The sequence below is a fragment of the Microbacterium invictum genome, from assembly GCF_014197265.1.
Lineage (GTDB): Bacteria > Actinomycetota > Actinomycetes > Actinomycetales > Microbacteriaceae > Microbacterium > Microbacterium invictum.
In genome coordinates this window covers 1281997-1307619 of the sequence record NZ_JACIFH010000001.1, presented here as the reverse complement: position 1 = coordinate 1307619, position 25623 = coordinate 1281997, and the positions used below count along the sequence as shown (strand labels likewise).

At 69.3% G+C, this 25623-nt stretch carries 29 protein-coding genes, 1 tRNA gene and 1 pseudogene; 19 read left to right on the top strand and 12 right to left on the bottom strand.

Translation table 11 applies throughout. The features are described 5' to 3' along the window. Window positions 1-65: 65 nt before the first annotated feature. Window positions 66-650: a GNAT family N-acetyltransferase gene (locus BKA10_RS06345; RefSeq protein ID WP_183499120.1), complete on the bottom strand. Its 585-nt coding sequence runs from the start codon at window positions 648-650 to the stop codon at window positions 66-68. A 102-nt stretch (window positions 651-752) separates the two neighbouring features. Here BKA10_RS06345 and BKA10_RS06340 point away from each other — a divergent pair. The 3 genes from BKA10_RS06340 to BKA10_RS06330 all read left to right on the top strand — a co-directional run bounded on the left by BKA10_RS06340 (window position 753) and on the right by BKA10_RS06330 (window position 2409). Further along, window positions 753-826, top strand: a tRNA-Pro gene (locus tag BKA10_RS06340). A gap of 210 nt (window positions 827-1036) precedes the next feature. After that, on the top strand, window positions 1037-1672 hold the full coding sequence (locus BKA10_RS06335) for a group I intron-associated PD-(D/E)XK endonuclease (protein WP_183499119.1): 636 nt from the start codon (window positions 1037-1039) through the stop codon (window positions 1670-1672). A gap of 245 nt (window positions 1673-1917) precedes the next feature. Next, a complete protein-coding gene (locus BKA10_RS06330; RefSeq protein ID WP_241739904.1) occupies window positions 1918-2409 on the top strand; it encodes a hypothetical protein in 492 nt (163 codons plus the stop codon). A 58-nt stretch (window positions 2410-2467) separates the two neighbouring features. Here the strand turns inward: BKA10_RS06330 and ligD are convergent, their stop codons facing one another. After that, entirely contained in the window at window positions 2468-3682 is a 1215-nt protein-coding gene (gene ligD / locus BKA10_RS06325; protein ID WP_183499118.1) for a non-homologous end-joining DNA ligase, read from the bottom strand. A 146-nt stretch (window positions 3683-3828) separates the two neighbouring features. Between ligD and BKA10_RS06320 the strand changes: the two genes are divergently transcribed. Continuing rightward, window positions 3829-4020 (top strand): hypothetical protein, encoded by a 192-nt coding sequence (locus tag BKA10_RS06320; protein ID WP_183499117.1) that lies wholly within the window; start codon window positions 3829-3831, stop codon window positions 4018-4020. A 128-nt stretch (window positions 4021-4148) separates the two neighbouring features. Here BKA10_RS06320 and BKA10_RS06315 read toward each other — a convergent pair whose 3' ends face one another. After that, window positions 4149-4697: a type 1 glutamine amidotransferase domain-containing protein gene (locus BKA10_RS06315; RefSeq protein WP_183499116.1), complete on the bottom strand. Its 549-nt coding sequence runs from the start codon at window positions 4695-4697 to the stop codon at window positions 4149-4151. Between the two features lie 196 nt (window positions 4698-4893). Between BKA10_RS06315 and BKA10_RS06310 the strand changes: the two genes are divergently transcribed. Continuing rightward, window positions 4894-5670 carry an IclR family transcriptional regulator gene (locus BKA10_RS06310; protein ID WP_183499115.1) on the top strand — a complete coding sequence of 259 codons (777 nt, stop codon included), beginning with the start codon at window positions 4894-4896 and terminating at the stop codon, window positions 5668-5670. A 200-nt stretch (window positions 5671-5870) separates the two neighbouring features. Here BKA10_RS06310 and BKA10_RS06305 read toward each other — a convergent pair. Continuing rightward, a pseudogene (locus BKA10_RS06305) lies at window positions 5871-6065 on the bottom strand (MMPL family transporter); the annotation flags it as partial. Between the two features lie 49 nt (window positions 6066-6114). Here BKA10_RS06305 and BKA10_RS06300 point away from each other — a divergent pair. Continuing rightward, on the top strand, window positions 6115-6684 hold the full coding sequence (locus BKA10_RS06300; RefSeq protein ID WP_206686496.1) for a TetR/AcrR family transcriptional regulator: 570 nt from the start codon (window positions 6115-6117) through the stop codon (window positions 6682-6684). Window positions 6685-6825: 141 nt separating this feature from the next. Here BKA10_RS06300 and BKA10_RS06295 read toward each other — a convergent pair whose 3' ends face one another. Both BKA10_RS06295 and nrdI read right to left on the bottom strand, forming a co-directional pair. Further along, the gene (locus tag BKA10_RS06295) at window positions 6826-8454 is read right to left on the bottom strand and encodes an acyl-CoA dehydrogenase family protein (protein ID WP_183499113.1); all 1629 of its coding nucleotides are present in this window, start codon (window positions 8452-8454) and stop codon (window positions 6826-6828) included. A gap of 32 nt (window positions 8455-8486) precedes the next feature. Continuing rightward, window positions 8487-8915 (bottom strand): class Ib ribonucleoside-diphosphate reductase assembly flavoprotein NrdI, encoded by a 429-nt coding sequence (nrdI, locus tag BKA10_RS06290; protein WP_183499112.1) that lies wholly within the window; start codon window positions 8913-8915, stop codon window positions 8487-8489. Between the two features lie 102 nt (window positions 8916-9017). On the opposite strand from nrdI, the gene BKA10_RS06285 reads away from it, so the two are divergent. From BKA10_RS06285 to BKA10_RS06275, 3 genes are read left to right on the top strand one after another with little or no spacing between them, the layout of a single operon-like run. Further along, window positions 9018-10052, top strand: coding sequence for an FUSC family protein (locus BKA10_RS06285; RefSeq protein WP_183499111.1), 1035 nt, complete (start codon window positions 9018-9020; stop codon window positions 10050-10052). Window positions 10053-10061: 9 nt separating this feature from the next. After that, window positions 10062-11051, top strand: a complete 990-nt coding sequence (locus BKA10_RS06280) for an aldo/keto reductase (protein ID WP_183499110.1) — start codon at window positions 10062-10064, stop codon at window positions 11049-11051. A 42-nt stretch (window positions 11052-11093) separates the two neighbouring features. Then, a complete protein-coding gene (locus BKA10_RS06275) occupies window positions 11094-12014 on the top strand; it encodes a L,D-transpeptidase (protein ID WP_183499109.1) in 921 nt (306 codons plus the stop codon). An 8-nt stretch (window positions 12015-12022) separates the two neighbouring features. On the opposite strand, the gene BKA10_RS06270 is transcribed toward BKA10_RS06275, so the two are convergent. The 6 genes from BKA10_RS06270 to BKA10_RS06245 form a co-directional block, all read right to left on the bottom strand. Continuing rightward, complete coding sequence (locus tag BKA10_RS06270; RefSeq protein ID WP_183499108.1) at window positions 12023-12277, bottom strand: hypothetical protein; 255 nt, start codon at window positions 12275-12277, stop codon at window positions 12023-12025. Between the two features lie 120 nt (window positions 12278-12397). Beyond that, on the bottom strand, window positions 12398-13552 hold the full coding sequence (locus BKA10_RS06265; RefSeq protein WP_183499107.1) for a serine hydrolase domain-containing protein: 1155 nt from the start codon (window positions 13550-13552) through the stop codon (window positions 12398-12400). A 22-nt stretch (window positions 13553-13574) separates the two neighbouring features. Then, complete coding sequence (locus BKA10_RS06260) at window positions 13575-13928, bottom strand: hypothetical protein (protein ID WP_183499106.1); 354 nt, start codon at window positions 13926-13928, stop codon at window positions 13575-13577. Between the two features lie 125 nt (window positions 13929-14053). Continuing rightward, on the bottom strand, window positions 14054-14329 hold the full coding sequence (locus tag BKA10_RS06255) for a hypothetical protein (RefSeq protein ID WP_241739905.1): 276 nt from the start codon (window positions 14327-14329) through the stop codon (window positions 14054-14056). Window positions 14330-14353: 24 nt separating this feature from the next. Then, window positions 14354-16117: a siderophore-interacting protein gene (locus BKA10_RS06250; protein WP_183499105.1), complete on the bottom strand. Its 1764-nt coding sequence runs from the start codon at window positions 16115-16117 to the stop codon at window positions 14354-14356. An 11-nt stretch (window positions 16118-16128) separates the two neighbouring features. Then, complete coding sequence (locus BKA10_RS06245; RefSeq protein ID WP_183499104.1) at window positions 16129-17133, bottom strand: ABC transporter substrate-binding protein; 1005 nt, start codon at window positions 17131-17133, stop codon at window positions 16129-16131. Window positions 17134-17251: 118 nt separating this feature from the next. On the opposite strand from BKA10_RS06245, the gene BKA10_RS06240 reads away from it, so the two are divergent. The 10 genes from BKA10_RS06240 to BKA10_RS06195 all read left to right on the top strand — a co-directional run bounded on the left by BKA10_RS06240 (window position 17252) and on the right by BKA10_RS06195 (window position 25601). Then, entirely contained in the window at window positions 17252-18013 is a 762-nt protein-coding gene (locus tag BKA10_RS06240) for a helix-turn-helix domain-containing protein (protein WP_183499103.1), read from the top strand. Continuing rightward, complete coding sequence (locus tag BKA10_RS06235) at window positions 18010-19053, top strand: iron chelate uptake ABC transporter family permease subunit (RefSeq protein ID WP_183499102.1); 1044 nt, start codon at window positions 18010-18012, stop codon at window positions 19051-19053. Before BKA10_RS06240 ends, BKA10_RS06235 begins: the two co-directional genes overlap by 4 nt. After that, entirely contained in the window at window positions 19050-20120 is a 1071-nt protein-coding gene (locus BKA10_RS06230; protein WP_248198920.1) for a FecCD family ABC transporter permease, read from the top strand. The genes BKA10_RS06235 and BKA10_RS06230 overlap by 4 nt, the downstream gene beginning before the upstream one ends. Continuing rightward, complete coding sequence (locus tag BKA10_RS06225) at window positions 20117-20941, top strand: ABC transporter ATP-binding protein (RefSeq protein ID WP_183499101.1); 825 nt, start codon at window positions 20117-20119, stop codon at window positions 20939-20941. Before BKA10_RS06230 ends, BKA10_RS06225 begins: the two co-directional genes overlap by 4 nt. 66 nt (window positions 20942-21007) lie before the next feature. Beyond that, entirely contained in the window at window positions 21008-21304 is a 297-nt protein-coding gene (locus tag BKA10_RS06220) for a DUF1905 domain-containing protein (RefSeq protein ID WP_183499100.1), read from the top strand. Between the two features lie 271 nt (window positions 21305-21575). Next, complete coding sequence (locus tag BKA10_RS06215) at window positions 21576-22007, top strand: type II secretion system protein (protein WP_183499099.1); 432 nt, start codon at window positions 21576-21578, stop codon at window positions 22005-22007. Window positions 22008-22091: 84 nt separating this feature from the next. Next, on the top strand, window positions 22092-22532 hold the full coding sequence (locus tag BKA10_RS06210) for a type IV pilus modification PilV family protein (RefSeq protein ID WP_183499098.1): 441 nt from the start codon (window positions 22092-22094) through the stop codon (window positions 22530-22532). After that, entirely contained in the window at window positions 22529-23071 is a 543-nt protein-coding gene (locus BKA10_RS06205) for a PulJ/GspJ family protein (RefSeq protein ID WP_277816513.1), read from the top strand. The genes BKA10_RS06210 and BKA10_RS06205 overlap by 4 nt, the downstream gene beginning before the upstream one ends. Continuing rightward, window positions 23059-24765: a polymer-forming cytoskeletal protein gene (locus BKA10_RS06200; protein ID WP_183499096.1), complete on the top strand. Its 1707-nt coding sequence runs from the start codon at window positions 23059-23061 to the stop codon at window positions 24763-24765. The genes BKA10_RS06205 and BKA10_RS06200 overlap by 13 nt, the downstream gene beginning before the upstream one ends. Further along, window positions 24762-25601, top strand: a complete 840-nt coding sequence (locus tag BKA10_RS06195) for a prepilin peptidase (RefSeq protein ID WP_183499095.1) — start codon at window positions 24762-24764, stop codon at window positions 25599-25601. Before BKA10_RS06200 ends, BKA10_RS06195 begins: the two co-directional genes overlap by 4 nt. Window positions 25602-25623 lie beyond the last annotated feature (22 nt).

Sequence of the window (25623 nt, the reverse complement as noted above, 5' to 3'; positions counted from 1 at the left end):
CTCCTTCGTACCGGTGGCCGGTTCGCTTCGGGTAAGCGGACTGCCCCATCGTACGCGGTCCGGTGTCAGGTCTCGGCGAGTGCGAGGGCGACGATCGGCTGGTGGGGAGCGGTGCGTGCCACTTCGCTGAACCCGGCGTCGACGAAGGTCGACAGGGTGCCGTGGAAGAGCGAGTTCGCCGAAGACTTCTTCACCGCGAGGTCGAACGGATAGCCCTCGACGACGCGTGCGCCGTGCTGTCGCGCAAAGTCGACGGCGGCGGTCAGTAATGCCGCGTTGAGCCCCTGCCGGCGGTACTCCCGCCGCACGACGAAGCAGGTGACCGCCCAGACGGAGTCGTCATCGAGCGGCTCGTTCGAGCCCTTGATGATGCGCATGCGCGGGATGCGGCCCTGAGCGGTGCGGGGCGCCACACGCACCCAGCCGGCCGCTTCGCCGTCGACGTACGCGATGAGCCCCGGTGGGGGACCGGCATCCACTTCGTCGCGGAGAAGCTCGCGACGCTGGTCGGCGTCGGTGTCGTTCCACTCGGCGTTCGTGAGCGTCCACCATTGGCACATGCACGAGGCGCCGTCGCCCCCGCCCGTGAGGGAGTGCTCGATATCGGCGAAGCGGCTCGGCGAGGCTTCGCGGATCCTGATCTCAGACATGATCCGACGGTAGCGCCGGCCGCCGACATCGTCGAGGGCTGCGGTTCGCGGGCCGGTCGACGAGCAGGTAGGATAGGGGAGTTGTCCGCACGCGGACGGCAACGGGTTGTGGCGCAGCTTGGTAGCGCACCTCACTGGGGGTGAGGGGGTCGCAGGTTCAAATCCTGTCAACCCGACGGAAAAGCCCTGATGAGATAGAGGATCTCGCCAGGGCTTTCGTCGTTGGCGTGCACGGTGTCGGGACCCCGTCGTACCGTCGGCGCATGCCCCGACAGCGGACATACACCGATGAACAGTTGCACGATGCGATCGCGGCGTCGGTCTCGTGGCGAGGCGTCCTGCGTGAGCTGAACCTCGTCGCGACATCCGCGGGCGCTATGAGGTCTGTGCGGAGCCGCGCCGATCACCTCGGGCTCGAGTATGGGCACTTCGCAGGTCAGCGTCGGTGGAACGAGGAGCAGCTGCAGTCAGCTGTCGCCACGGAGACAAGTTGGACCGAAGTCGTCGATGCGTTGGGACTCACCGGGCGATCGGCCGTTTCCATTGTCAAAGGCCACGCCGCGCGCTTGGAGCTCGATGTGTCGCACCTGACCCCGATACCAGCAGATGCTCGTCCGTCGCCCAAGCTGGATCTTCACCGTCTCGGCCGTGCCGGCGCTCTGCTCGCGGCGTCCTGGTACACGCTGTCGGGCCACGACGTGTCCTGGCCGCTCGAGCCGAGCCGGTTCGATCTGATCGTCCACACCGTCCATGGCATGCGTCGGGTCCAGGTGAAGACGACGACGTCCCGAAGAAGCGACAAGTGGCAGGTGTATCTGTCGACCACGCATGGCGAACGCACGACCTATGACCCAGACGAGATCGACGACTTCTTCATCATCAACGCCGACCTCGAGTGCTATCTCATCCCGGTCGAAGCGGTCGGCGGCCTACACATGATTCAGCTGAGCGCATACGAGCAGTATCGCGTCGCTGGGCTTGTCACTATCTCTCAGACGGTGCCCGCAGCCACTCTGACGTGAACGGCCACACGTGCGACGCACGACCGCAGAAGTCCTGCCGAATGAGTGACTCTGATCGATTTCGATGCGATCGAGGACAACCCATCGAACGATGACGTCTGCGCGGATGCGCTCTGCTCGCCTCGCCGGCAACTAAGTGGCCGCGAGGGTGTGAGAGCGCCGGTCAGGGCTCCCACAGCACGGCGTGAGACAGTGGGAACGTGCTCCGCCTCGGTGATGGCATATCAACCGAGGGGAGGGTATTCATGCCCGCATGGTGGGAAGAGTTCGTTCACGTCCTGACAGGGCGCATCCGGCGTCATGACGACCTGCCCGATCTCCGGCAGCTGTCCTCGCGCGCGGTCGCATTGGAGCGGACTCACTATCTCGTGAACGATCGCGAGCGTCAGGGGCGTGAGCGACGCGCCTATGTGCTTCGCCGTGAGCCTGACGGTTCGCGCGAGGTGGCCGACGTCGCCGTATTCTCCAACGGGCGCGGCGTGGGCTATCTGCCGACCCGCGAAGCGGGGGAGACGGGGCCATTCCTCGACCGGATGGGAGGCGCGGCGATCGTGAACGGTGTCGGCCCGGCGACCGGGAGCATCCGGCTGTGGGTGGATCTGCCCACGCCCAGCGCGCTCGGCGAGTTCGTCGGCGCGAGTGCGACTCACATCACCCCTGACGCCGACCGCGGCGAGACAGCACCCAAGAGGGAGTCGGACAGGCAGCGGTTCGCCCGCTTCAGCCGCCGGCAATGACTACCCGGGTTCGCGCGGGTCTGTCGGGACCGTTCGGATCGGGGTGGTGCGGGGACCGTCACCCGCGCCCCGCCCACGGGTCGTAGTCGACCTCGAGCGGCTCCTGCGACGGGCGCTCGCCCGCGGGCACATGCTGCAGGTTCACGCGGATCCGGTACCAGAGCGAGCTCGACCCGCGCATGCCGTCGACGAGGACGTCGGCGGGGGAGAGCTGGTCCACGACATCCGGATGCCGCTGTTTCCACCGCTCCAGTCCCGCCAGCGCCTCATCCTTCGTCTTCGCCCGCGCGATCTCGATCAGCGGCATCGTCGACCGTCGTCTGCCCGACCCGTCGCCGCGCGGTGCGCGCTCGGCCGGGCCCAGCTCGGCGGCGAGCGCGAGCAGCCCGTCCAGAGACCCTGCCGCGTCATCCATCCCCGCGTGCGGGTCACCCGCGGACGCGAACCGATCCGGCACCGTGCGCACGGTGAACTCCTCGGGCCGGCGCTCACGCAGCTCGTCCCACCCCAGGGGCGTCGACACCCGCGCATCGGGCAGCGGCCGCACCGAGTACGCGGATGCGACCGTCCGGTCCTTCGCGTTCTGATTGAAGTCGACGAACACGCTCTCGCCGCGCTCCTCCTTCCACCAGTGCGCGGTCGCGAGCCCGGGCGCCCGGGTCTCGACCTCACGCGCGAGCGTCTGCGCAGCCAGCCGCACGTCCGGGTACTCCCAGTCCGGCTGGAGCCGCACGAGAATGTGGATCCCGCGCGACCCGCTCGTCTTCGGCCAGCCGGCCAGCCCCACGTCGCCGAGTACATCCCGGGCGATGAACGCGACGTCGACGATCTGCGCCCAGTCGACCCCCGGCATGGGGTCGAGGTCGATGCGCAGCTCGTCGGGATGGTCCAGGTCCCGCGCGCGCACCGGATGCGGGTTCAGATCGATGCAGCCGAGATTGACGACCCAGGCCAAGCCCGCGGCATCCCGGATCACGGTCTCTTCGGCGCTCGTCCCCGACGCGTACTCGAGCGTCGCGGTCTGGATGAATTCGGGGTGGTTCTCGGGCACGCGCTTCTGGAAGAAGGCTTCCCGGTCGATGCCCTTCACGAAGCGCTTGAGCACCATCGGTCGGTCGGCGGCGCCGCGCAGGGCACCATCGGCGACCGCGAGGTAGTAGTCGATGAGATCGCGCTTGGTCAACCCGACCTCGCGGAAGACGATCTTGCCGGGGTGCGTGATGCGCACCTCATGGTCGCCGACATCGAGTGTGACCGCATCGTCTTTCGCCATGCACGTCACCTTAGAAGCGTCGTCGAATGGATGCCACGGGGTTGACGCACGCACGATCGCTACACCCGTGCCGGCGCAGCGTCAAGACCGTGTGCCGGTCGCGCCCCGGCGCGCACGCTCGACGGACCTGACGAAAGGATCTCAGCATGAGCACCCCCGACCAGACTCCGCTCGACCCGGATACCGGGCTTCCCCAGGAGCCCTCGCTGCCGGATGAAGGCGACACCGAGACGCCCCCGCGCCCCGATCGTCCCGAAGAGGGCTTCGGCGCCGGTGAGTCGACCGACGTCGATCCTGACCTCGCGCTCGACGGCACGGCCGACGACGGCTCGCACTGACGGGCGCACCTGTCAGGCGTCACCGAGGCGTGCGGTCGCCCACTCCCAGTCGATCCGCTCCTGTTCGACCGAAAGCGCCGGCGGCGGAGAGGGCTGAGGTCTCCGCCACCGGCGCGCACGTGGTCGAGTCAGGCCGTCTGGTCCCGATGCGGGCCCTCGGCGATCTCCTCGACGAGTTTCGCGTTGAATGCCGGCAGATCGTCGGGGTTCCGGCTCGTGACGAAGCCCGCGTCGACCACCACCTCTTCGTCGACCCAGTCGGCTCCGGCATTGCGGAGGTCGGTCTGCAGGCTCGGATAGCTGGTCATCGTACGACCGTCGACGACGCCCGCCTCGACGAGGATCCACGCGGCGTGGCAGATGGCCCCGACGGGCTTGTGCTGCTCGAAGAACGCCTTGGCGAACGCGATCGAGTCGCCATCCATCCGCAGGTGGTCGCCGTTGACGACCCCACCGGGCAGGATCAGCGCGTCGAAGTCGTCGGCCCGCGCATCTGCGGCGGCCAGCTCGACCTGCTGGGAGTGGCCCTTCTTGCCCTCGATCGATCCGCTCGCCGGCGAGACCAGCGTCGCCGTGGCACCGGCATCCACCACCGCAGACCAGGGCGAGGTCAGCTCGCTGTCTTCGAACCCGTTCGTCGCCAGGAACGCCACATTCTTTCCAGTCAAAGTCGCCATCGTTCTCACTCATCTCCGTTCGATAGGTCGGCTGTCGTGTGCACGGTACGGGACTGCCGGAGCGGGTCGCACGGGGGTTGACATCCTCCGCGCGCGTCCGAACCTGCCGGGGAGGATCGGCGGAGCCGCCGGATGAGAAGTCGACCTCCCGCGCCGGCGCCCGGGGCCCTATCCTGATGACACGGGGGAGCCGATGATGAGCTCAGATGTGCGGGGGCACGGCGAGACGCTGATCGCCTCGGTTCAGCGCGCCCTGCGACTGGTCGACATCGTCGCCAACGCACCCCGACCGGTCACCGCGAAATCCCTCGCGCACGTGGCGGGCCTCACGCTCGGCACGACCTACAACCTCGTGCGCACGCTGCTGCGCGAGGGGTATCTCACCGCTGAGCCCGACGGACTCGTGCTCGGATCGCGGTTCCTCGGGGTGCCCGAGCAGAGCTCCGGGGTCTTCGTCGCGCGCGTGCGCGAGTCGCTGCGGGAGGTCGCCGACGGCCTGGGTGCGACCGCCTACCTCTCGCGCTACGACGACGGCGAGGTGCATCTCGTCGACATCGTCGATGCGAAGTCCAGCCCGCGGGTCGAGTTGTGGGTCGGGCTGCACTCGAGCGCGCATGCCACCGCGCTCGGCAAGCAGATCCTCGCCGAGCTGTCGCAGGACGAGCGCAACGACTACCTGTCGCGGCATGTCCTCGAAGAGCTCACGCCGTACACGATCAGCGACCGCCGGCTCTTGCTGCAGCAGCTCGAGCAGCCCGTCGGTCCCGTCCTCGACCGCCAGGAGTACGCCATCGGCTTCACCTGCCTGGCCGTGCCGGTCCGGGCGCCGGGGGTCATGGCATCCCTCGCCGTCTCCTTGCCGACCCACACGGTCGAAGGGAGCCCCGACGAGCTCGCCGCGCGGCTGCGCACGATCGCGAATCGCCTGTCGCTGCGACTCGGCGCCGAACAGCTCGGCGACTCGTCGGCGTAACCCCGGGGCTTCATCATCTGAAAACCGGGCACTGTCGCCTGCGGATCGGCGGTCGTACCGTGGGAGCTGTAACGGCATCCGGTGCGCCGGCCCGCTTCCCCCAGAGCGGCGTCAGGACCTCGCGCATGATCGCGAAACCGGATCGTTCTCCGTGATGGCGCGCCGTTCGGTTTCCCCAGACCGAGCGGCGCGCCGGCTTCTCAGCGCAGGTGGTGGCGGCGCTCCAGCGTGGCACCCTCGACGTTCGGCACGATCCGGTCGAGCCGGCGCGGGAACCACCAGGCCGACGCGCCGAGCAGGTGCATGAGCGCGGGCATGAGCAGCAGGCGCACCACGAATGCGTCGAGCAGCACGCCGAACGCGAGCCCGACGCCGAGCAGCCGAATGGTGGCCGACTAATAATACGCAACGCGCCGTCTTGCAATTGCCGAATACGATGTGAACATGTCGGAACAGCGCCGCGGTGCGCCGCGCAGCGAGGCCGCGCGGCAGGCGATTCTCGCTGCGACCGCGCAGCTGTTCGCCGAGCGCGGGTATGAGCAGCTGACGATCGAGGGCATCGCCGCCGAGGCGGGTGTGGGCAAGCAGACGATCTACCGCTGGTGGCCCACCAAGAGTGCGCTGGTCGCGGAGTGCCTGCTCGAGGGGCGCCTGCTGCCCGGGCAGCTCACGCTGCCCGACACCGGCGATCTGCGCGGCGACCTCGTCGGCTGGGTGGAGCAGATCTTCGCGCTGATGGACGAGCCGACCGGGCGCGGACTGGTCACGTCGCTGGTCGCCGCGGCGACGGCGAACGTCGAGATCGGCGCACGGCTGCGTGACAGTCTCGGCGGCGCGGAGTCGGTGACCACGCGGCTGACCGCAGGCGTCGCGGCCGGGCAGCTGCCGGCCGATGCCCCCGTGGTCGAGCTGAGCGAGGCGCTCGTCGGCGCCGTGCTGCTCAAGGCGCTGAGCGGCAGGGCGGGCCAGCCCGGCGACGCCGCGCGCCTGGTCGACGCGCTCGTGCGCGCGTAGTTCCTCGTCTTGAGCCCGCGATCGACAGTGGGGTCGCGTGTGGCCGGGTCGGGCCGGGTGAGGCGGCAACAGGTGACCCCGATTCGGTTCGTCGGGTCGCTGGGGTGCCGCGGCGCCGATGGTTCACGCGCCCCGTCCGCGTCAGATGCGGGCGGCGATGGCCGCGGCATCCACCCCACCAGGGAGCGCGCCGTAGAGACCGAGGGATGCCGCGTCGCCCAGTCGCGTCGCCGTGAACGCATCGGCGACGGCGGCCGGCGCGAAACGTACGAGCAGTGAGGCCTGCAGTGCGAGGGCGAGCGCGGTGACGAGGCCGCGGGCACCGGCATCCGGTTCCACATCCGCCGCGACGTCCGCGACCATTCGCCGGGTCCGGTCGAGGTGGGCGTCCAGGCGCGCATCTGCGCCGCGGGCGAGCGACACCTCGGCGTCGAACGCCTCGAGCGACGCCGGCTCGCGGGCTATCGCGCGCAGCACGTCGAGGGCGATGACGTTTCCCGAGCCCTCCCACACCGCCATCACCGGCTGCTCGCGGTAGCGCATCGCGAGCGGGAACTCCTCGGTGTAGCCGTTGCCGCCCAAGCATTCGAGTGCCTCGTAGGCGTGCCCGGGACCGCGCTTGCAGATCCAGTACTTCGACACGGCGGTGGCGAGGCGCCGGAAGGCGCGCTCGGTGTCCGAGGCGTCCTCGTCATGCGCCCGCGCCAGCCGCATCGCGGTGACGGTGGCCGCCTCGGTCTCGAGTTGCAGATCGGCCAGCACGGCCGTCATCGCCGGCTGATCGATGAGCGCGCGTCCGAACGCGGCGCGGTGCCGGGCGTGCCACGCGGCCTCGGCGACGGCCTGCCGCATGCCGGCGGTCGATCCGTACACGCAGTCGAGGCGAGTGCGGGCGACCATGTCGATGATCGTGCGCACGCCGCGGCCTTCGTCGCCGAGGAGCCGGCCCACGGCATCCACGTACTCGACCTCGCTCGAGGCGTTCGCCCGGTTGCCGAGCTTGTCCTTGAGTCGTTGGATGCGGATGCCGTTGCGCTCGCCCTCATCGGTCAGCCGCGGCACGAGGAAGCAGGAGAGGCCGCCGGGCGCCTGGGCGAGCACCAGGAACGCGTCGGACATCGGGGCGCTGCAGAACCACTTGTGCCCAGTGAGGCTGTATCGCCCGTCGCCGAGTGGACGCGCGGCGGTGGCGCCGGCGCGCACGTCCGACCCGCCCTGTTTCTCGGTCATCGCCATGCCGAACAGGGCGCTGTGCTTGCCGGAGTGCAGAGCCGGATCGTACGAGGTGGCGTACACGCGGTCGAGCCAGGCGGCGCCGACCTCGGCGTGCTGCTGGAGCACCGGGACGACGGAGTGCGTCATCGAGATCGGGCACGCGTGGCCGGGCTCGATCTGCGCGTAGAGCATGAAGGTCGCCGCGCGGGCGACGCTCGCTCCCGGCCGCGGCTCGACATACGCCGAGGTGTGCGCCCCGTCGGCGACGGCGGCGCCGATGATCCGGTGGTAGGCGTCGTCGTACTCCACCTCGTCGATGCGGTGTCCGTACCGGTCGTGGGTGTGCAGGACGGGCTCGTGCCGGTTCGCGCGTGCCGCGTCGCGCTGGAAGGATGCCGTGCCGACGCGCTGGCCGGTCAGATGCAGCCGATGGTGCGCCCAGCCCGCATCGTGCCGCTCGACGGCTTCGACGAGCGCCGTGTGGGTGCCGTACTCGTCGAGGCCGGTGCGGGGCGGGGACTGGTTCACGACGTCGTGGGTGCTCACGCTGTCCATCGAATCAGGCGGGGATGGGTGGCGCCAGGGACTCATCCCGCGGCGACGGCGGCGTCGAGCCGGTCGAGGATCTCCACGCACCGCTCGACGTCTTCGGGCGTGCCGGACAGCTCGAACTCGAACAGCACCGGCCGTCCGGACAGCTGCGCGAGCTGGCGTGCCGCGGCCTGGTAGTACACGCCGAAGTTGCGGTTGCCCGACCCGATGATGCCGATCAGCCGTCTCCGGTTCATGGGCGAGCGCAGAAAGCTGCGCACCGGCGCGGGCAGGGTGACCTCGTCGGCATTGCCGGCCTTGTAAGACGGGGTGAGCAGCACCCACGGCCCGCCGGCTTCGCGGCGGCGCACCATCGCATCGGCGAGATTGAACACGGGGCGGCCGTCGACGGCGGCCAGGTGCTCGGCGAATCGTCCGGTCAGGTTCGACACAGAGGAGTAGTAGTACACCGGCACCTTCGGCATGCGGCCAGTCTGCGCCGCCGTCGGCTGCCGCGCACCGCCAGATCGGCGTGACAAATGCCGGCGAATGGATGCCGGAGACCGGCACCGCCGTACGATCGAAGCATGGGTGAGAGTCAGGGTCGGTTCATGACGGGCCTCATCCGCATCGCCCCGCACCGAGGCGACCACCGCGTCGCGATCCGGGCCGCGGTCTCGATCGCCGTGCCGCTGCTGATCCTCTGGGCTGTCGGGCGCGTCGACCTGAGCGTGTACGCCAGCTTCGGCGCGTTCGCCTCGCTGTACGGCCGCTACGACCGGTACGCCGATCGCATCCGCATGCAGATCGCGGCCGGCGTGACGATGGTCGTCTGCATGCTGATCGGCACAGCGCTGTCCGTCGTCGGCACCCCGGCCGCTCTGCGCGTCGTGGTCGTGGCGGTCGTCGCAGGGCTGGTAGCACTGCTCGCGCACGCCTGGCGCTGGCATCCACCGTCCTCGCTGTTCGCCGTCTTCTCCGCGGGTGCGTGCGCGAGCCTGCCGGCGACGGTCTCGTCCTTTCTCGACGTGATCATCATCGGGGGAGCCTCGGCACTGTTCAGCATCGCGCTCACGATCGCCATCGCCTTCGCCCGTCGCGGCCGGAGCGTGCTGGCCCCGGCGCCTGCTCCGCTGCCGGCCGACCGGCACGCGAAGGGGGCCGCGCTCACCATCGGCATCGGCGCGCTGCTCGCGGGCATCGTCGGGCTGCTGCTGATCGGCGACCACTGGTACTGGGCGATGGTCGCGGCCGTCGCGGCACTGGGCGGTGCGCACCTGCAGGCGCGGCTCGTGCGCGGGTCGCAGCGGCTGGTCGGCACCCTTCTGGGTGTGGTCATCGCCGCCGGACTGCTCGCGCTGCACCTGCCGCCGCTGGCGACGATCCTCGTCGCCGTGCTGTGTCAGGTCGGCGCGGAACTCTACGTGAACCGCAACTACGGGCTGGCGATGCTGTTCATCACCCCGCTGGCGCTGCTCATGGTCGAGCTGGCGTACCCGTCCGACCCGATCACGCTGCTCGTGGACCGGACGCTCGACACCCTGATCGGCGTCGTGGTGGGCACCGCGGTGGCGGTGGTCTCGGCCTACGTGCGCGGTCGCCAAGAGCGCCCGAACGCGTAGCCTGAAGGCATGCAGCAACACCCCCTCGGCCGCACCGGCCGCGATGTATCCGTCATCGGCCTCGGAACCTGGCAGCTCGGCGCCGACTGGGGCGACGTCTCCGAAGACGCGGCGCTCGACGTGCTCGCCGCGTCCGCCGACGCCGGCGTCACCCTGTTCGACACCGCCGACGTGTACGGCGACGGCCGCAGCGAGACGTTGATCGGCCGGTTCCTCGCCGCCCGCCCCGGCCACGGCATCACCGTGGCCACCAAGATGGGCCGGCGCCTGGAGCAGGAGCCCGAGAACTACACGCCCGACAACTTCCGCGCCTGGACCGACCGGTCGCGGCGCAACCTGGGGGTCGACACGCTCGACCTGGTGCAGCTGCACTGCCCGCCCAGCGCCGTCATCGACGCGGATGGCACCTACGACGCCCTCGACGACCTCGTCGCCGCGGGCAGCATCGCCGCCTACGGCGTCTCGGTCGAGACGTGCACCCAGGCGCTCGCCGCCATTGCGCGGCCGGGTGTGACGAACGTGCAGATCATCCTCAACCCGTTCCGGCTGAAGCCGCTCGACGAGGTGCTGCCGGCGGCCGTGGATGCCGGGGTCTCGATCTTCGCGCGGGTGCCCCTGGCATCAGGGCTGCTCAGCGGAAAGTACACGGCGTCGACGACGTTCGCGGCCGACGATCACCGCACCTACAACCGGCACGGCGAGGCGTTCGATCAGGGTGAGACGTTCTCGGGCGTGGAGTTCGAGACCGGCCTGCAGGCCGTCGCCGAGCTGAGCGACGCACTGCCGGACGGCGTGAACCTGCCCGCGGCGGCGCTGGCGTGGGCGGCGACGCGGCCGGGCGTGACGACCGTGATCCCCGGTGCCCGCAACGTCGCACAGGCTGCGGCCAACGCGGCTGCGGCCGAGACCGCTGCCGGGGTCGATCTGTCGGGGTTCGAGGCGGCCGTGGTCGAGGTCTACGACCGGCTGCTGCGCGAGAGCATCCACCCGCGCTGGTGACGACCGGTTGCGTGTGAGCTCGGCGGCGCGGACCATGGAAGGGTGAGCGCGCACCGCCGGACTCCGGTCGCGCCGTGGCTGATCACGGCGCTGTCGGTGCTCAGCGTGCTTGGGCTGGTGGGAGCCGCCGCGCTGACCCACCCCGGCGACACCGCGCCGGAAGCGGCGCTCGCCGACATCGAGGTCCGGGCCCCGGCATCCACCCCGCCGGCCGACGGGCCGGAAGACGTCGTCCCCGCCGCAACGGGACCGGATGCCGACACCGGCGAGTACCGGATCGCGAGCCTGCCGCGGCTCGACGTCTGGGTGGTCGATCACCGGCTGCCCGTCGACGATGACCCGTTCGGGGCGCTCAGCGGCTTGGTCGCCCAGCCGCTCGATCCGGGCGCACCGGTGTTCGCCGAACCGGGCGAGGACCCTTTCGCGTATCTGCCGCGCAATCAGACGTACGGCGGGACGACCGTGCCGGTGATCGAGCGACACACGCACTGGGTGAAGGTGCTGCTGCCGGGGCGGCAGGGCGTGCCGCCGTCGGGGGATGCCGGTCAGGCGGCCGGCTGGTTCCGCACCGCCGATGTCGAGCTGCGTCGCAACGACTCGTACGTCGACGTGCACCTCGAGGACCGCACGATCGACATCGTGACCGCCGGCGGGTGGGAGCGTGTCGCGAACGACTTCTCGTGGGGCAAGACCTCCACGCCCACTCCCACGGGTCGCACGTTCATCATGCTCACCAAGGTCGAGCCGCGGTTCGCGTACACGAAGGGGCATCCGCTGGTCTACTTGGGCGTGCAGTCACCGGCGATGGCCGGGTTCGACGGGGGAGAGGTCGCTGTGACCGCGTTCCACTATTACAAGGTGCGGTCGGGCCCGAACTCGTTCGGGTGCATCTACCTCGACGGCCCCGCGACCGATCGGCTGGCGCAGCTGCCGGCCGGCACGCCGGTGGTGATCCACCCGTAGGTTCGGCCTCACCGCGCGGGCATGAGGCGCCGGGGTGGTCCCTCGATACGTGCGATGCCGATCTTCACCTCGACGAGCTCACGCTCGACGCCTCCGATGCGTTCGCCGAGCCCGTCGATGCGTTCGCCGAGCCGGTCCTCACCGCGGCCGATACGCACGTCGACGCGTCGGATCACCCAGGCGAACCCTCCGATGAACATGCCGATCATCGTCAGCAGCAACGCGGCGGCGCTGATGACGGTGGTGATGATCTCGAGCGACACGAGCACCCTCCTATTGTCGGTCGAATGATCCGATCGTGCCACTGGCAGTGCGGTCGGAGCGGGGATCCACGGGATTTTGTGGATGGATGCCGCGTGGCACCGATTGGGGAGGAGGCACCGTCAGCGGGCACCGTCATACACCGCGCGTTCGAACGCGTCGACGCCGTCGGCCGCGACCGGATCGAAGAACGGCAGCAGCTGCGCCGCCCAGACGGCGGCCACGCCCGAGGTGCGGTCGATCCAGTAGAAGACGTTGCCCAGACCCGCCCACGACAGCGACCCGGCGCGGCGCCGGCCGGGAACGTCGTCGTCGTTCACGAGGAACGAGTAGGCCCACGACTTCTCGCGGCCGGGAAAGAACTCGGCCGGCCGGGTCAGCGCCGGGATCGCCGCCGGCAACGGCGTGATCTCCAGTCCGGGCCGGCCGCGCACCGCCCACTCCAGGGTCTCGGGCCGCAGCGCCTGCCCGCCGGGCGCGGTGCCGTCGCCGAGCCAGACGCGCAGCAGCGCGAGTATGTCGGGCACGGTCGAGAACAGCCCCTGACCGCCCATGTCGAGTTCGGGCGTATCCGGCGGCGTTGCACGCGTGGCGACGATCTCACCTTCGCGGTTGCGCCGGTGGACGGTGGCGAGACGTGCCCGCATGTCGGGTGTCACGTCGAAAGACGTGGATGCCATTCCGCACGGCGCATATATGCGCTCACGGAACACGTCCTCGAGCCGTTGCCCGCGCACCGCGGCGATCACGAGGCCCATCCAGTCCATCGAGGTGCCGTATGTCCAGCGGTCGCCGGGGTCGTGCAGCAGCGGCGTCGTGATCGAGTCGCGCAGCGGTGTCGCCGAGGTTACCCGTCGCCGGGACAGTGCGGCGTAGCGACTATCGAACATGTCGTAGCCCAGCCCGGAGGTGTGCAGCAGCAGCATGCGCGGGGTGATGTCGCGCACCGGGGGCCGGGTGTGTGCGGTGCCGTCCTCGTCGAGCGCGGTGAGCACCTCGAGGTCGCCGATCTCGGGCACGTAGTCGCGAGCGGGAGCGTCGAGGTCGATCAGTCCGTCTTCGACGCACTGCAGCGCCGCTGTCGCGGTGAACGCCTTCGTCACCGAGTACAAGGCGATCACGGTGTCGGCCGTGGCGGGATCCGCATTGCCGGGCGTGCGCACCCCGGCGGACCGCAGGTAGGTCGTCTCGTGGGGAGAGGTCACACCCGCGATGACGAGGGGTGCGCCGGCGTCGATGGTCGTGTCGACGGTGTCGTCGATGGCTGCCGGCCTCACGCTTCGGTCCGGACGCACAGCATCAGCGCGCCGGGATCAGGTGCCGAGGCGGACCCTCGAGCCGTGCGAGCCCGATCTTGAGCTCGACGAGTTCCCTCTGCGCGCCGTCGATGCGTGCGCCGAGCTTCTCTTCGACGCTATCGATGCGCGCGCCGAGCTTCTCTTCGACGCTATCGATGCGTGCGCCGAGCTTCTCTTCGACGCTATCGATGCGCGCGCCGAGCTTTTCATCGCCCGCGTCGATGCGCGCACCGAGTCGCTGCTCGAGTTCGTCGATACGACGAATCACCCAGGCGCACCCGGCGAAGAACATGCCGCCGAGCGTCACCAGGAGCGCCACGGCGCTGATGATGATGCTGATGGTCTCGATCGACACGTACACACCTCCATTGTGGATCGGTTGCCCCGATCCTGCCACCGGCGTGCCGGCCGCAGCCGCGGAACTACGCGAACTGTGGAGAGGAGGCACAGGGCGACCGTTGTGGAGGAAGCAGCGGGCGGTCAGCGTTCGACCCGGATACCGGTGTCGCGGACCAGGTAGATCCAAGGGAAGGCGCGGCATCCGACCTGCCAGCCCGCTGCCTGCTCGGCGGCGAGCGACCCGCGCCACAGGATGCGCCGATGCTCCCATCGGGTGTCGGTGAGCACCACGCGGTGGGCGAGCATTCCCGCTTCGACCGTGTGCCAGCCCTCCCGCCCGGCGAGCTCGAGCTCGGCCATCTCGTCAAAGGCGGTGACCGGCCCGAGCCAGCGTTCGGTGTCGGTCGGGTCGCCCATCGAGGTCGGGTCGCCGAAGCGCCGCTAAGCCCGGCGCAGCTCGATGACCTCGTGGTTCCAGCCGATGGGCTCGTGGGAGACCACGTCCCATCCGGATGTCGCGGCCAGGCGCGCGAGGTCGGCGACCGTGCGCGGAGCGGAGCCGGTGCCCATGAAGGTCAGCAGGCCGTGCTCGGCCTCGTGGGCGTGCGGGGTCGTCGCGTCGTCGTGCGGCGCGGCGACCTGCTCGATGATCCATCCGCGCGGTGACGCTGTGCGCAGGCGGGTGAGCACCTCGGTGGCCTCGTCGTCGGTGCGGTACGCCAGGGCCAGGGCGGCGACAGCGAGGTCGGCGTCGAACCCGGCGGCAGCGGCGTCGAACCCCGACGTGAACGACCGGTGGGGCTCGGAGATCTGCGCGCGCAGCACCTCGACACCCGCGGCCGACTCGACCACGCGCACGTGAGCCCGATCTGCGACGGCCTTCGAGAAGGCGGCGCTGCCCGGCCCGGTGACCGCCACCCGCCTCGCGTCCCCGAGGTGATCGACCACCCCGGCGGCGACGAAATCGAACCCCATGGTCTCGTCATAGCGCTCCGCGTACCCGTCCGCATCGGCGTCCACGGCCGTCGCCAGACTCGCTCCGGACACCTCCGCGAACGCCACATCGCCGCGCAGGGCGCCCTCGAGCTGGGCCAGGGCGAGGATCGTCCGGGCCTCGGCCGTGTCATCGAGGCTCTCGCGCAGATGGTCGTCGGCGAGCACGTGCTCGCCGACCGGCCCGAGGGTCAGCACCCCGGCATCCGACCTCAGGATCTCGTGTGCGAGCAGAACGTCGAGCAGCGTCTGCAGCCCGGCCACCGGAACGCGGCTCGCGGCAGCCAGGTCGGCCGCGCGGTGGCGGCCGGCCGCCACCCGGTCGAGAATCCCGAGCGACAGGGCCGTGCGCACCGCGAACCAGGGGATCGGCGACAGCAGCCGTTCGATGTCGCCTGCGGCACTCGCCTCGCCCGGCACCTCGCCGGCCTCGGCATCGTCGGCGGTCACATGCCAGTAGCCGGTGATGTTCACGTGCGTCTTGGGCACCTGCTTCTCGCGGCTGAGCCAGCGGCGCAGCGGCAGCAGCGCCGAGCTCTCGGCACCGGCCCACACGTACGCGCTGCCGTGCCACCATTCCAGCCCGGTCACGGTGTCGACCAGCTCGCCGGGCTTGACCCAGGTCAGCGTGTCGCCGGTTCGCAGCGCGAGCTCTTGCACGGCCGAGGTGTCGTGCACTTCGACGACGATCTGCACCGGCACGTCGAGCGGGCGCTCGTCGAGGTAGCGGCCGATCGCGGGAAGCGCGGTCTCGTCGCCGGCCAGCACGACCCAGTCGACGTCGTCCGGGAAGAGGATCGACGACTTCGGGCCCAGGATGAACAGGCTGTCGCCGATCGCGGTGGACTCGGCCCACGACGCCGCCGGCCCGTGGCCGTGCCGGACGAAGTCGAGGTCGAGCTCATCGGCGGTGACCCGGCGGGGCGTGTAGTCGCGCAGGGCGCGGTGCTCGGCGTCGGTCCAATCGATCGAGTGCGCGCGCTGGATGGGCAGCATGTCGCGCACGTCGCCTTCGGTCGCGAAGACGAGCTTGACGTGGTCGTCGAAGCCGGTGCTCACGAAAGCGGGCAGGTCGAGTCCGTCGCGGTGGAAGGATGCCAGCTGCGCGCCGGTCAGGGTCACCCGGCGCATGCGGGGCGTGACGTCGGCGACCCGCGCGACGGTGAGCTCGCGGACGACGATGGGGTGGGGGACGAAGCTGCGCTGTGCCATGCGTGAGCCGCTCAGCCGAACTGGGCTTCGATCTCGTCGAGCATCGCCATCGACTTCAGGTAGTCGGCGCGATACACCCACGCCGGAAGCTCGTACACCTGGTCGTTCTGGAACGCGGGCAGCGACGAGTACAGCGGGTCGGACTTCAGATCGTCGGCCGTGGGGCCCTGGCCCTCGAAGAACGGGAAGACGAACATGCTCGGTGCGGTGAACACGGTGCTCAGCTGCTCGGTCGACAGCTCGAACGAGTCGCCGGTGCCATAGGTCTCGAACCCGGGGTTGTCGGCGATCACGGTGGCCGGCTCGAAGCCGAGCTCGGCGAGCGCCTGCGGCAGCGCGGCGTTCTCGGGGATCGAGTACGGGGTGTCGACGGTCGTGATGAGGTAGGCGATCGGCAGCTCGGGAACGGTGATGGATGCCGCGACCTCGGCGACCCGGTCGTCGTACGCGGCGAGCAGTTCGGCACCGCCGGCGGCGTCGTCGAGGATGTCGTCGGCGATGAAGTCCAGCTGCTCCTGCCACGTGAGCAGGGACGAGCTCACCATGACGGTCGGTGCGACCTCGGTCAGCCGGTCGTACGACTCGACGGCCTGGAAGGCGGAGAATCCCTGACCGCCCGCGATGATCAGGTCGGGGTCGAGTTCGAGCAGGGCCTCGAAGTCGAAGCCGTCTTCGCTCCAGGGGAGGATCACGGTGCCCGCTTCGGTGGCCTCGTCGGCCCAGAACTCCGGATACTCGGGGTCGACCTCGCCGACCTCTTCGGGCAGCGTCGCAAGCACCGGCACGTCCAGCGAGAACAGGTAGCCGGCGAGGTTCGAGTTGAGCACGATGATGCGCTCGGGATCGGCGGGGATGGTGACCTCGCCCTGCTCGGTGCTCACTACTCGCGTGGCGGGGGCCGCGGCATCCACGTCGGAGGTGTCGCCCGCACCGGGCACGGTGGTGGCGCAGCCGGCCATGGCGATCAGCGATGCGGAAAGGGCAAGGGCGGGCACAGTGCGGCGCAGCGAAGTCATGCTTCCTCGGGTGGGATGTCGGAAACGGGGGATACTCGATTTAGGCTAGCCTCACCTTGGGCGCGTTTATCGCGACCAGCATGACATTCCCGCAACGGACGCGACACAAGGAGCGAGCGTGAACTTCGCTGAACTCGGTCGCGTCGTGGCGCGCACGAACGCGATCCGGTTCCACGGGCACGAGATGCACAGCCACGACGAGCCGCACCTCGTCCATCTCGTGTCGGGCACCGGACGGCTCACGGTCGAGGGGCGCACGGTGATCCTGCGGGCACACCACAGCGCGTGGATCCCCGCGCGCGAACCGCACGCCCTGGTGCTCTCGGACGACGGCATGGCACTGGGGCCGATCCTGCACGACACGGCCGTGCCGCCGGAGGGTCGCACCCGGATCCTGGGGGAGATCCGGATGCTGTCGGATTTCATCACCGTGCTGCTGTGCGCCGCGCCCGAGACCGACGACGAGCGCGAGCCGTTCCGCCAGGCGCTCGAAGATCTGCTGCACTCGCTGACGCGCGAGCACTTCCCGCTGAAATACCCGACGCACGCGGTCGCGTATGCCGTGGCGATGGATGCCGCGGTGTACGACGGCACACTGAGTGAGCTCGCGGAGCGCCATTTCACGAGCATCCGGCACCTGCAACGGCTGTTTCTCGAGGAGACCGGTATGACGTTCGCGCGGTGGCGCACCAGGACGAGACTCAACGCCGCCATCGCGAACCTGCGCGCGGGTGGGACGATCCGCACGGCGATGCACGAGTCGGGGTTCCAGACGCGCCAGGGGCTGCTCAAGGCGATGAGCCGCGAGTGCGGGGTGCCGCTGGCCGACCTGATCGCCCACGAAGACGGGCCGCTGGCGCTGCTCGACGCCGCCGCATGACCGCGATCGCCGCACCCGGGGCCCAGCTCGAGACCGAGGCCCGGGCGCGCGCACTGCGCCCGGTGCTGCTGCTCGTCTCGATCGGCGTGCTGGCGATCGTGTGCCTGGCGAGCCTCGCGATCGGGTCGAAGCCGCTGCCGCTCGACGTGGTGCTCGCGGGGCTGTTCCACCCCGACGGATCGCCGGACAGCCTCATCATCACCGAGCTGCGCATTCCGCGGACGGTGCTGGGCGTGCTCGTCGGAGCGGCACTCGGCGTGGCGGGCGCGCTCATCCAGGCGTTCACGCGCAACCCGCTGGCCGACCCCGGCATCCTGGGCGTCAACGCGGGCGCGAACCTCGCCGTCGTCCTGGGCGTCGCGGTCTTCGGGGTCACGTCGGTCACGCAGTACCTGCCGTTCGCGTTCATCGGCGCGATCGGCGCGACCGTGGTCGTGTACGGCATCGCGCGGCGCGGGGGCGGGGGAGCCACCCCGCTGCGGCTCACCCTCGTCGGGCTGGCGCTGAGCGCAGTGCTGGGGGGAATGGCATCCACCCTCGCCCTCATCAACCCCACCGCCTTCAACCACCTGCGGTTCTGGGCCGCGGGCGACCTCGCCGACCGCGAGCCCGAGGTGATCCCGGTCGTCGCGGGCTTCATCGTCGGCGGTCTCGTGATCGCGCTGCTGCTCGCCCGGTCGCTCAACGCGTTCGCGCTCGGCGACGACCTCGCCCGCACGCTCGGGGCGCGCATCGGGATCACGCGCATGGCCACGGTCGTCGCGGTCACCCTGCTCTGCGGCGCGGCGACGGCGGCCGTCGGGCCGATCGCGTTCGTGGGGCTCATGGTGCCGCACGCGGTGCGCTGGCTCACCGGGCCCGATCAGCGCTGGATCCTGCCGTTCTCGCTCGTGCTCGCGCCCGTGCTGCTGCTGGTCTCCGACATCATCGGGCGCCTGATCGTCTGGCCTGCCGAGCTGCAGGTCGGCATCGTGTCGGCGTTCCTCGGTGCGCCGGTGCTCATCTACCTCGTGCGCCGGACGAAGGCGGCGGCGCTGTGAGTGTGATCGAGAGAATGGATGCCGGTGTCGTCGACACCCCGGGCGTGACGACTCTCCGGCTCGGCGGCTTCTCGACGCGGGTGCGCCGGCGGGCGGTGATCGTGTGCGTGATCCTCGCCGCGGTGGTCGTCGCCGGCATCCTGGCCCAGCTCGCCCTCGGCACGTACACGGTGTCGGTGCCCGACATCTTCGCGGCGCTGATGGGGCAGGCCGACGAGCGCGTGCGGATGGTCGTCGTCGACTGGCGGCTGCCGCGGGCCCTGGCCGCAGCGGCGTTCGGCGCGGCACTCGGGCTCAGCGGCGCGGTGTTCCAGACCTTGACGCAGAACCCGCTCGGAAGCCCCGATGTGATCGGGTTCGACATGGGGTCGTTCACGGGCGTGCTGCTGGTGATGCTCGCGGGCGGTGCCGGGTTCGCGGCCATCGCCGGGGGAGCGACTGCCGGCGGGCTGATCACCGCGTTGGCCGTGTACCTGCTGGCGTTCAAACGGGGTGTGCAGGGGTTCCGGCTCATCATCGTGGGCATCGCGCTGGCCGCGATGCTCGCGTCGCTGAACGCGTGGATCATGGTGAAGGTCGACGTCGACTTCGCGATGCAGGCGGCGGTGTGGGGCGCCGGCACGCTCAACGGCGTCACGTGGGCGCAGGTGCTCCCGTCGCTGGCGGTCATCGCCGTCCTCCTGGTGCTGATCGCGCTCGCCGCACCGCGGCTGCGCCAGCTCGAGCTGGGCGACGAGCTCGCCGGGTTGCAGGGACTGCCGGTCGAGCGCACGAAGATCACGATGATTGCGCTGGGCATCGCGTTCACTGCGATCGTCACGGCGACCGCCGGCCCGATCGCGTTCGTCGCGCTGGCCGCACCGCAGGTCGCGCGCCGGCTGACCCGCACGAGCGCGTCGGTAGACCTGGTGACGTCGGCGCTGACGGGTGCCGCGTTGCTGACGTTCGCCGATCTGATCGCGCAGCACGCGCTGCCCGGAATCACGATCCCCGTCGGCGCCGTCACGGTGTGCATCGGCGGGGTCTACCTCGTGTGGCTGCTGGCAAGGGAGACCAAGTCCAAATGACCGATTCGACATCCGACCGGCTGTACGGAACCTCCCTCGAGGTCGCGTACGACGATCGCACCGTGATCAACGGGGTGGACATCACGATCCCCGACGGGTCGTTCACCGTCATCGTGGGGCCCAACGCGTGCGGCAAGTCGACGCTGCTGCGCGCGCTCGCGCGGCTGCTGCCGGTCTCGAACGGTTCGGTCGTGCTCGACGGACGGGCCATCCACGAGTACCGGTCGCGCGATGTGGCACGCCGGCTCGGGCTGCTGCCGCAGTCGTCGACCGCGCCTGAGGGCATCACCGTCGTGGACCTCGTGTCGCGGGGCCGCTTTCCGCACCAGTCGCTCATGTCGCGCTGGTCGCGTGAAGACGAGCGGGTGGTGGCCGAGGCGATGGATGCCACGGGAGTCACCGACCTGCGCAACCGGCCTCTTGACGAGCTGTCGGGTGGGCAGCGCCAACGAGTGTGGGTGGCGATGGCGCTGGCGCAGCAGACGCCGATCCTCCTGCTCGACGAGCCGACCACGTTCCTCGACATCGCGCACCAGATCGAGCTGCTCGACCTCATCGCGCACTTGCGTGCCGAGGGGCGCACGGTCGTCGCGGTGCTGCACGAGATCAACCTCGCCGCCCGCTACGCGACGCACCTGATCGCGATGCGCGACGGGCGCATCGTGGCCGAGGGCGCGCCGGGCGAGGTCGTCACCGAAGAGCTGGTCGAGCAGGTGTTCGGCCTGTCGTGCCGGGTGATTCCCGACCCTGACACCGGGGGACCGGTGGTGCTGCCGCGCGGGCGGGCCGTCGCGCAGCTGGAGCAGGACTTCGGGATGTGAGCTCGGGCGCCGGGCAATACATGCCTGGCGCGGCATAAGAACGGCGCCGGTCGCTAACCTGGCGTCATGATCGTCGAATTCGAAGGGGACGTGTTCCTGTGGGACGCGCGCACCGAGGCGTGGTTCTTCGTCGGTGTTCCCGCCGAGTTGAGCGCCGATATCCGTGAGATTCCACGGGTTCCACGGGGTTTCGGTGCTGTGCGGGTGAACGTGCAGATCGGCACATCGAAGTGGCGCACCTCGATCTTTCCGGACGCACAGCGCCGGGAATACGTTCTCCCGCTCAAGCGTGCGGTTCGCGATGCCGAAGGCTTCAGTGAGGGCGACGTCATCCGGGTGCGTCTCGAGGTGCTCGAGGTGTGATCCTCCTACGTCACTCCAGTCACATCCGCAACGGATAACACTTTTTTCACAGGTTTCTCAGATTCACCATTGACAGAAGATGAGAAGTCTCTAATGATGGGCGTCGGAGAGGGAGAACCGTCCTCGCGGCGAGCTTTCCGATCCAGGCTCTGCACTTCTCGGCGTTTCCCGACACCGAGAGCCCCCCGAAGAGCTAGGTCCCCCCGGACCGTTATTCGGCGTGCGCACAAGGGCCGGTTCCTGTACACAACCCCCTAGGAAAGGCACGCACATGCGCAGCATCCACAACTATGTCCAGGCGGTGAAGGCTCGTCGCGAGGAGAACGGCGACGAGGGCTTCTCGCTCATCGAACTGATCGTCGTCGTCGTGATCCTCGGCATCCTCGCCGCGATCGCGATCCCGGTGTTCGCCGGCCTGCAGGATCAGGCAAAGCAGCAGTCGCTCGAGACGATCGCTGCTAACGGTGCCACCGCCGTGGCGTCGCAGGTCGCATCGGTGACTGACGCAACCGAGCTCACGGCGGCGATCACGAAGGAGCTTGGTCAGTTGGCTAAGGACGACGTCACAGTCGCCCAGATGGGCACGGGAAACCCGACGATCGAGACTATCTGCGTCGTCGCATACACGGGGACGAAGCCGACCGCGGTTGCGGCGTCGAGCAAGACCGCTGCGTTCGCGGGACCGGGTTGCATCATCCCGTAAGCGATTTCACGATCGAAGCCGGCCCGACCCGAACGGGCCGGCTTCGACACTATCCCGTCACTCCATGCTCGGAGGCGATCTAGCATGACCAAGACCGAAGACGACGGTTTCAGCCTCGTCGAGGTCATTATCGCCTTGTTCCTCTTCGCGGTAATCTCGCTCGCTGTTCTCCCGTTGCTGATCTCGGGGGTGAGCTTGAGCGTGGTCAACCGTGATGTGGTCGCGGCGACTGCTCTCGCGAACGATCGTCTGGCTCAGCTCCGCGACGAGTTCCCGACGGCGAAGGGTACAGTTCGGACGTGTAACGCATTGCTGACTGCGGTCGCGGCGATCGATCCCGACGAGCCGAGCAACCGGGACCTCACCGTCACCGCGGTCGCATCTCCAGACAAAGCCGGCGACCCGGTCTGCCCGACCGGTGCGGCGGCGTATCCCCGTTCGATCCTCGTCACGTTCACGGTGACCGACAGTGAAGGACGGCTGGTGTCGGTTCCGACGAGGATCAGCGTGGGGGCGGCATCATGACCTGCTGGGGTCGCGGCGATGAGCAGGGCATGACCCTGGTCGAGCTGATTGTGGCGGTGGCGGTCGGTGCCATTGCTCTCACCCTCATCGCCATCACTTTCGTCAACGGATTCACGGTGCAGCGAGACGGTGTCGCGCGTGACAGCGCGACGGGCACCGCGAATGTTGTCGCGAGCAGCATCGCGACATCGGTTCGCAACGCGACCGGCTTTCACATCAACGACGAGGGCACGCGGGTGGACGCCACGTACATCGCGCCGGACGGGACGCCTGAGTGCCGCGCGTGGGAGCTTCTGCCCGGGGGCGCGCTCGTGTACCGAGTGGACGCGAGTGGTGCGCTGCCCGCAGCAGACTCCTCCTGGGGAAAGCTCGCCACCGGCGTCGTCGGCACACTCGACAACGCGAAGGTATTCGCCGATGACGGCGGTAAGAGCCTCCGCATCGGCATGGAGATCACGATGGATCAGGTCACGATCGCCGTGACCGACGGCGTCACCGCGCAGGCAGTGAGCGACGGAGGCCTGCTGTGCTGGAACTGAGAGATCGGCTGCGCGGAGACCGAGACGGAGGGTCCTCGCTCGTCACCGTGCTCGTTGTCATGCTCGTGCTGACGATCGGCGGGCTTGCGTTGGCGGCCATCGTCGTCAACACCGCGGGCGCTGTGGTTTCGAGCCGGAGCACAGCCCAGTCGCGAGCCGCGGCAGACGCCGGCCTGGCAGAGGCCCTCGCCGTGGCGCTGCGCGATGGCGACATTTGCGATGACACGCCGATCGAGCCCGACCCCGTCAGCGGCGACATGGGCAGCGGATCCACGTTCACCGTCACGCGCGACTGTGTGAGTCTCTCGGGACGCGTGATCTTCCGCTCCCAGGGGCATGCCGCCGACGGCGCCGTGACCACGACCGAGGCGGTCTACGTGTACACGCCCGCGCCGATGGTCGTGAACGAGCCGGCTCTCATCACCCGCGCGCCGCTCAACCTGGCCGCGCTGAAGATCAAGGCGGTCGACCCGGCGGTGCCATCGACGGTGTGGGTCATCCCGGAGGAGGGTATCTCCGGCGACTTCACCTGCAACTCCGGCGGCGCGATCGCCGGTTCGATGTACCTGCCCGCCGGCACGGTGATCGGCGTCGGCGGGTGCGAAGTCACGGGTGACGTCTACGCCGAGAAGGACGTCACCATCGGGTCCGGCACGGACATCCACGGTGATCTCGTGTCACTCAACGGCAAAGTGCACGTGTCGGGGGGCAGCACGATCGACGGCGGCGTGTACGCGAAGGGCGACATCACGTTCTCCGGCGGCCCGAGGATCTACGGCGACGTGGTGTCATCGGCAGGCAACGTCACCTTGAGCGGCGGTATGACCATCGACGGGAGCATTCACGCGAAGGCCAATGTGGTGGCGACGAGTATCAGCTCCCGCTTCGTCCAGAGCATCTATGCGGGTGGGAACCTCACGCTGTCGGGCGGCGCACCGGCGGCGCGCGACCGAATCATGTACGGCGGTACTCTCAACATTCCGAGCAACCCGCCGGCCGAGGCCTGGGCTGTGACATCGGTGACGAGGACGTCGCTGCAACCCAATGTCACCGTGCCTCAGCTGCCGAACGCCCCGCAATGGCAGGGAATCACGCAGGCAGATCTGGACAAACTCGTCACGGATGGCGTGTTCCAGAAGATCGCGTGGACGGGTTCGTGCGCATACAGCTGGTATCCGGAGCACGAGATGATCGCCAAGATCAACAGTCTCACCACTCCGACGATCATCGACGCGAGCCACTGTTCGACGTTGGACATGCACAACTACAGCGGGACGATGCGACTGAAGACCGACATCATCTTCGTCGCACCGTCCATGAACGTGCAGCAGCAGACCTACGAGTCCGCAGACGGGGCGGAGCACCGTCTGTGGTTCATCGTTCCCGAATCGCCCACGCGCGACTGCGCCACCTCGGGCACGGTCAGCATCGCGACGACGCGCATGTTGCCGGCCGGTGGCAAGTCGAAGATCTCGGCCATGATCTTCACGCAGTGCACCGTCAACTTCCCGAACGCCGGCGAGGACTGGCTGGGATCGGTGCAGGCCGGCCAGATGAAGGGAAACCCGAACTATTGGTATACCCCGGTCGGGTTCCCCGGGAGCGTCGATCCGGGCGAGGATGAAGACGTCGAAGAGGGCGGAGGCGCCGTACTCGGTGACCTCCTCTCGCGACGGGATGTGGCGTCACCGTGACAGCTCCTGCACTCGTCCTCCTTGTCTTCGCAGGTGTTCTCGGCCTGATCATCGGCTCGTTCCTGAACGTCGTGGTCTACCGGGTGCCAGCGGGCATCCCGCTCACCCGGCCCAGCCAGTGCCCGGTGTGCGATGCACCGGTGCGGCCGTGGCAGAACGTGCCCCTCGTGTCATGGCTAGCTTTGCGCGGTAAGTGCGCGTCGTGTGGTGTGCGGATCTCGGCGCGGTATCCGCTGGTCGAACTGGCGACGGGAGTCGCGTTCGTCGGCGTGACGTGGTGGCTGGTCGAGTCGTTCGGTTCCGCGGCGCTCGCTCAAGGATCGGTCCCGCCCGAGTTCTGGCCGGTGCTGGTCGCCTACCTCTACCTGGCATCCATCAGCATTGCGCTCACGATGATCGACCTCGACACGCGACGACTGCCGAACGTCATCGTGCTGCCGAGCTATATCGTGCTGGCCGCGCTGTTCGCCCTCGCGTGCCTTCTCGGCGTGCCGTGGGAGGCGCTGCTGCGCGCGGCGATCGGCGGCTTGGCGCTGTTCGCGTTCTACTTCCTGCTGCGCGTCGTCAAGCCGGGCGGTATGGGTGGCGGCGATGTCAAGCTCGCCGGTGTGCTCGGAGCCGCGCTCGGCTGGATCGGCTGGGGCGCGCTGGTCGTCGGCGCATTCGCCGCCTTCCTCATCGGCGGAGTCGTCGGTCTCGCGCTGATGGCGACGCGCAAGGCGACGCGCAAGAGCGCGATCCCGTTCGGCCCGTACATGGTCGCCGGGGCGTGGGTCGGAGTCTTGTCGGGCGAGGCGATCGCCCGTTGGTACGTAGGAATGCTGGTCGCCGGCTGAGCCGGCCTGGGGAGAGGAGCGC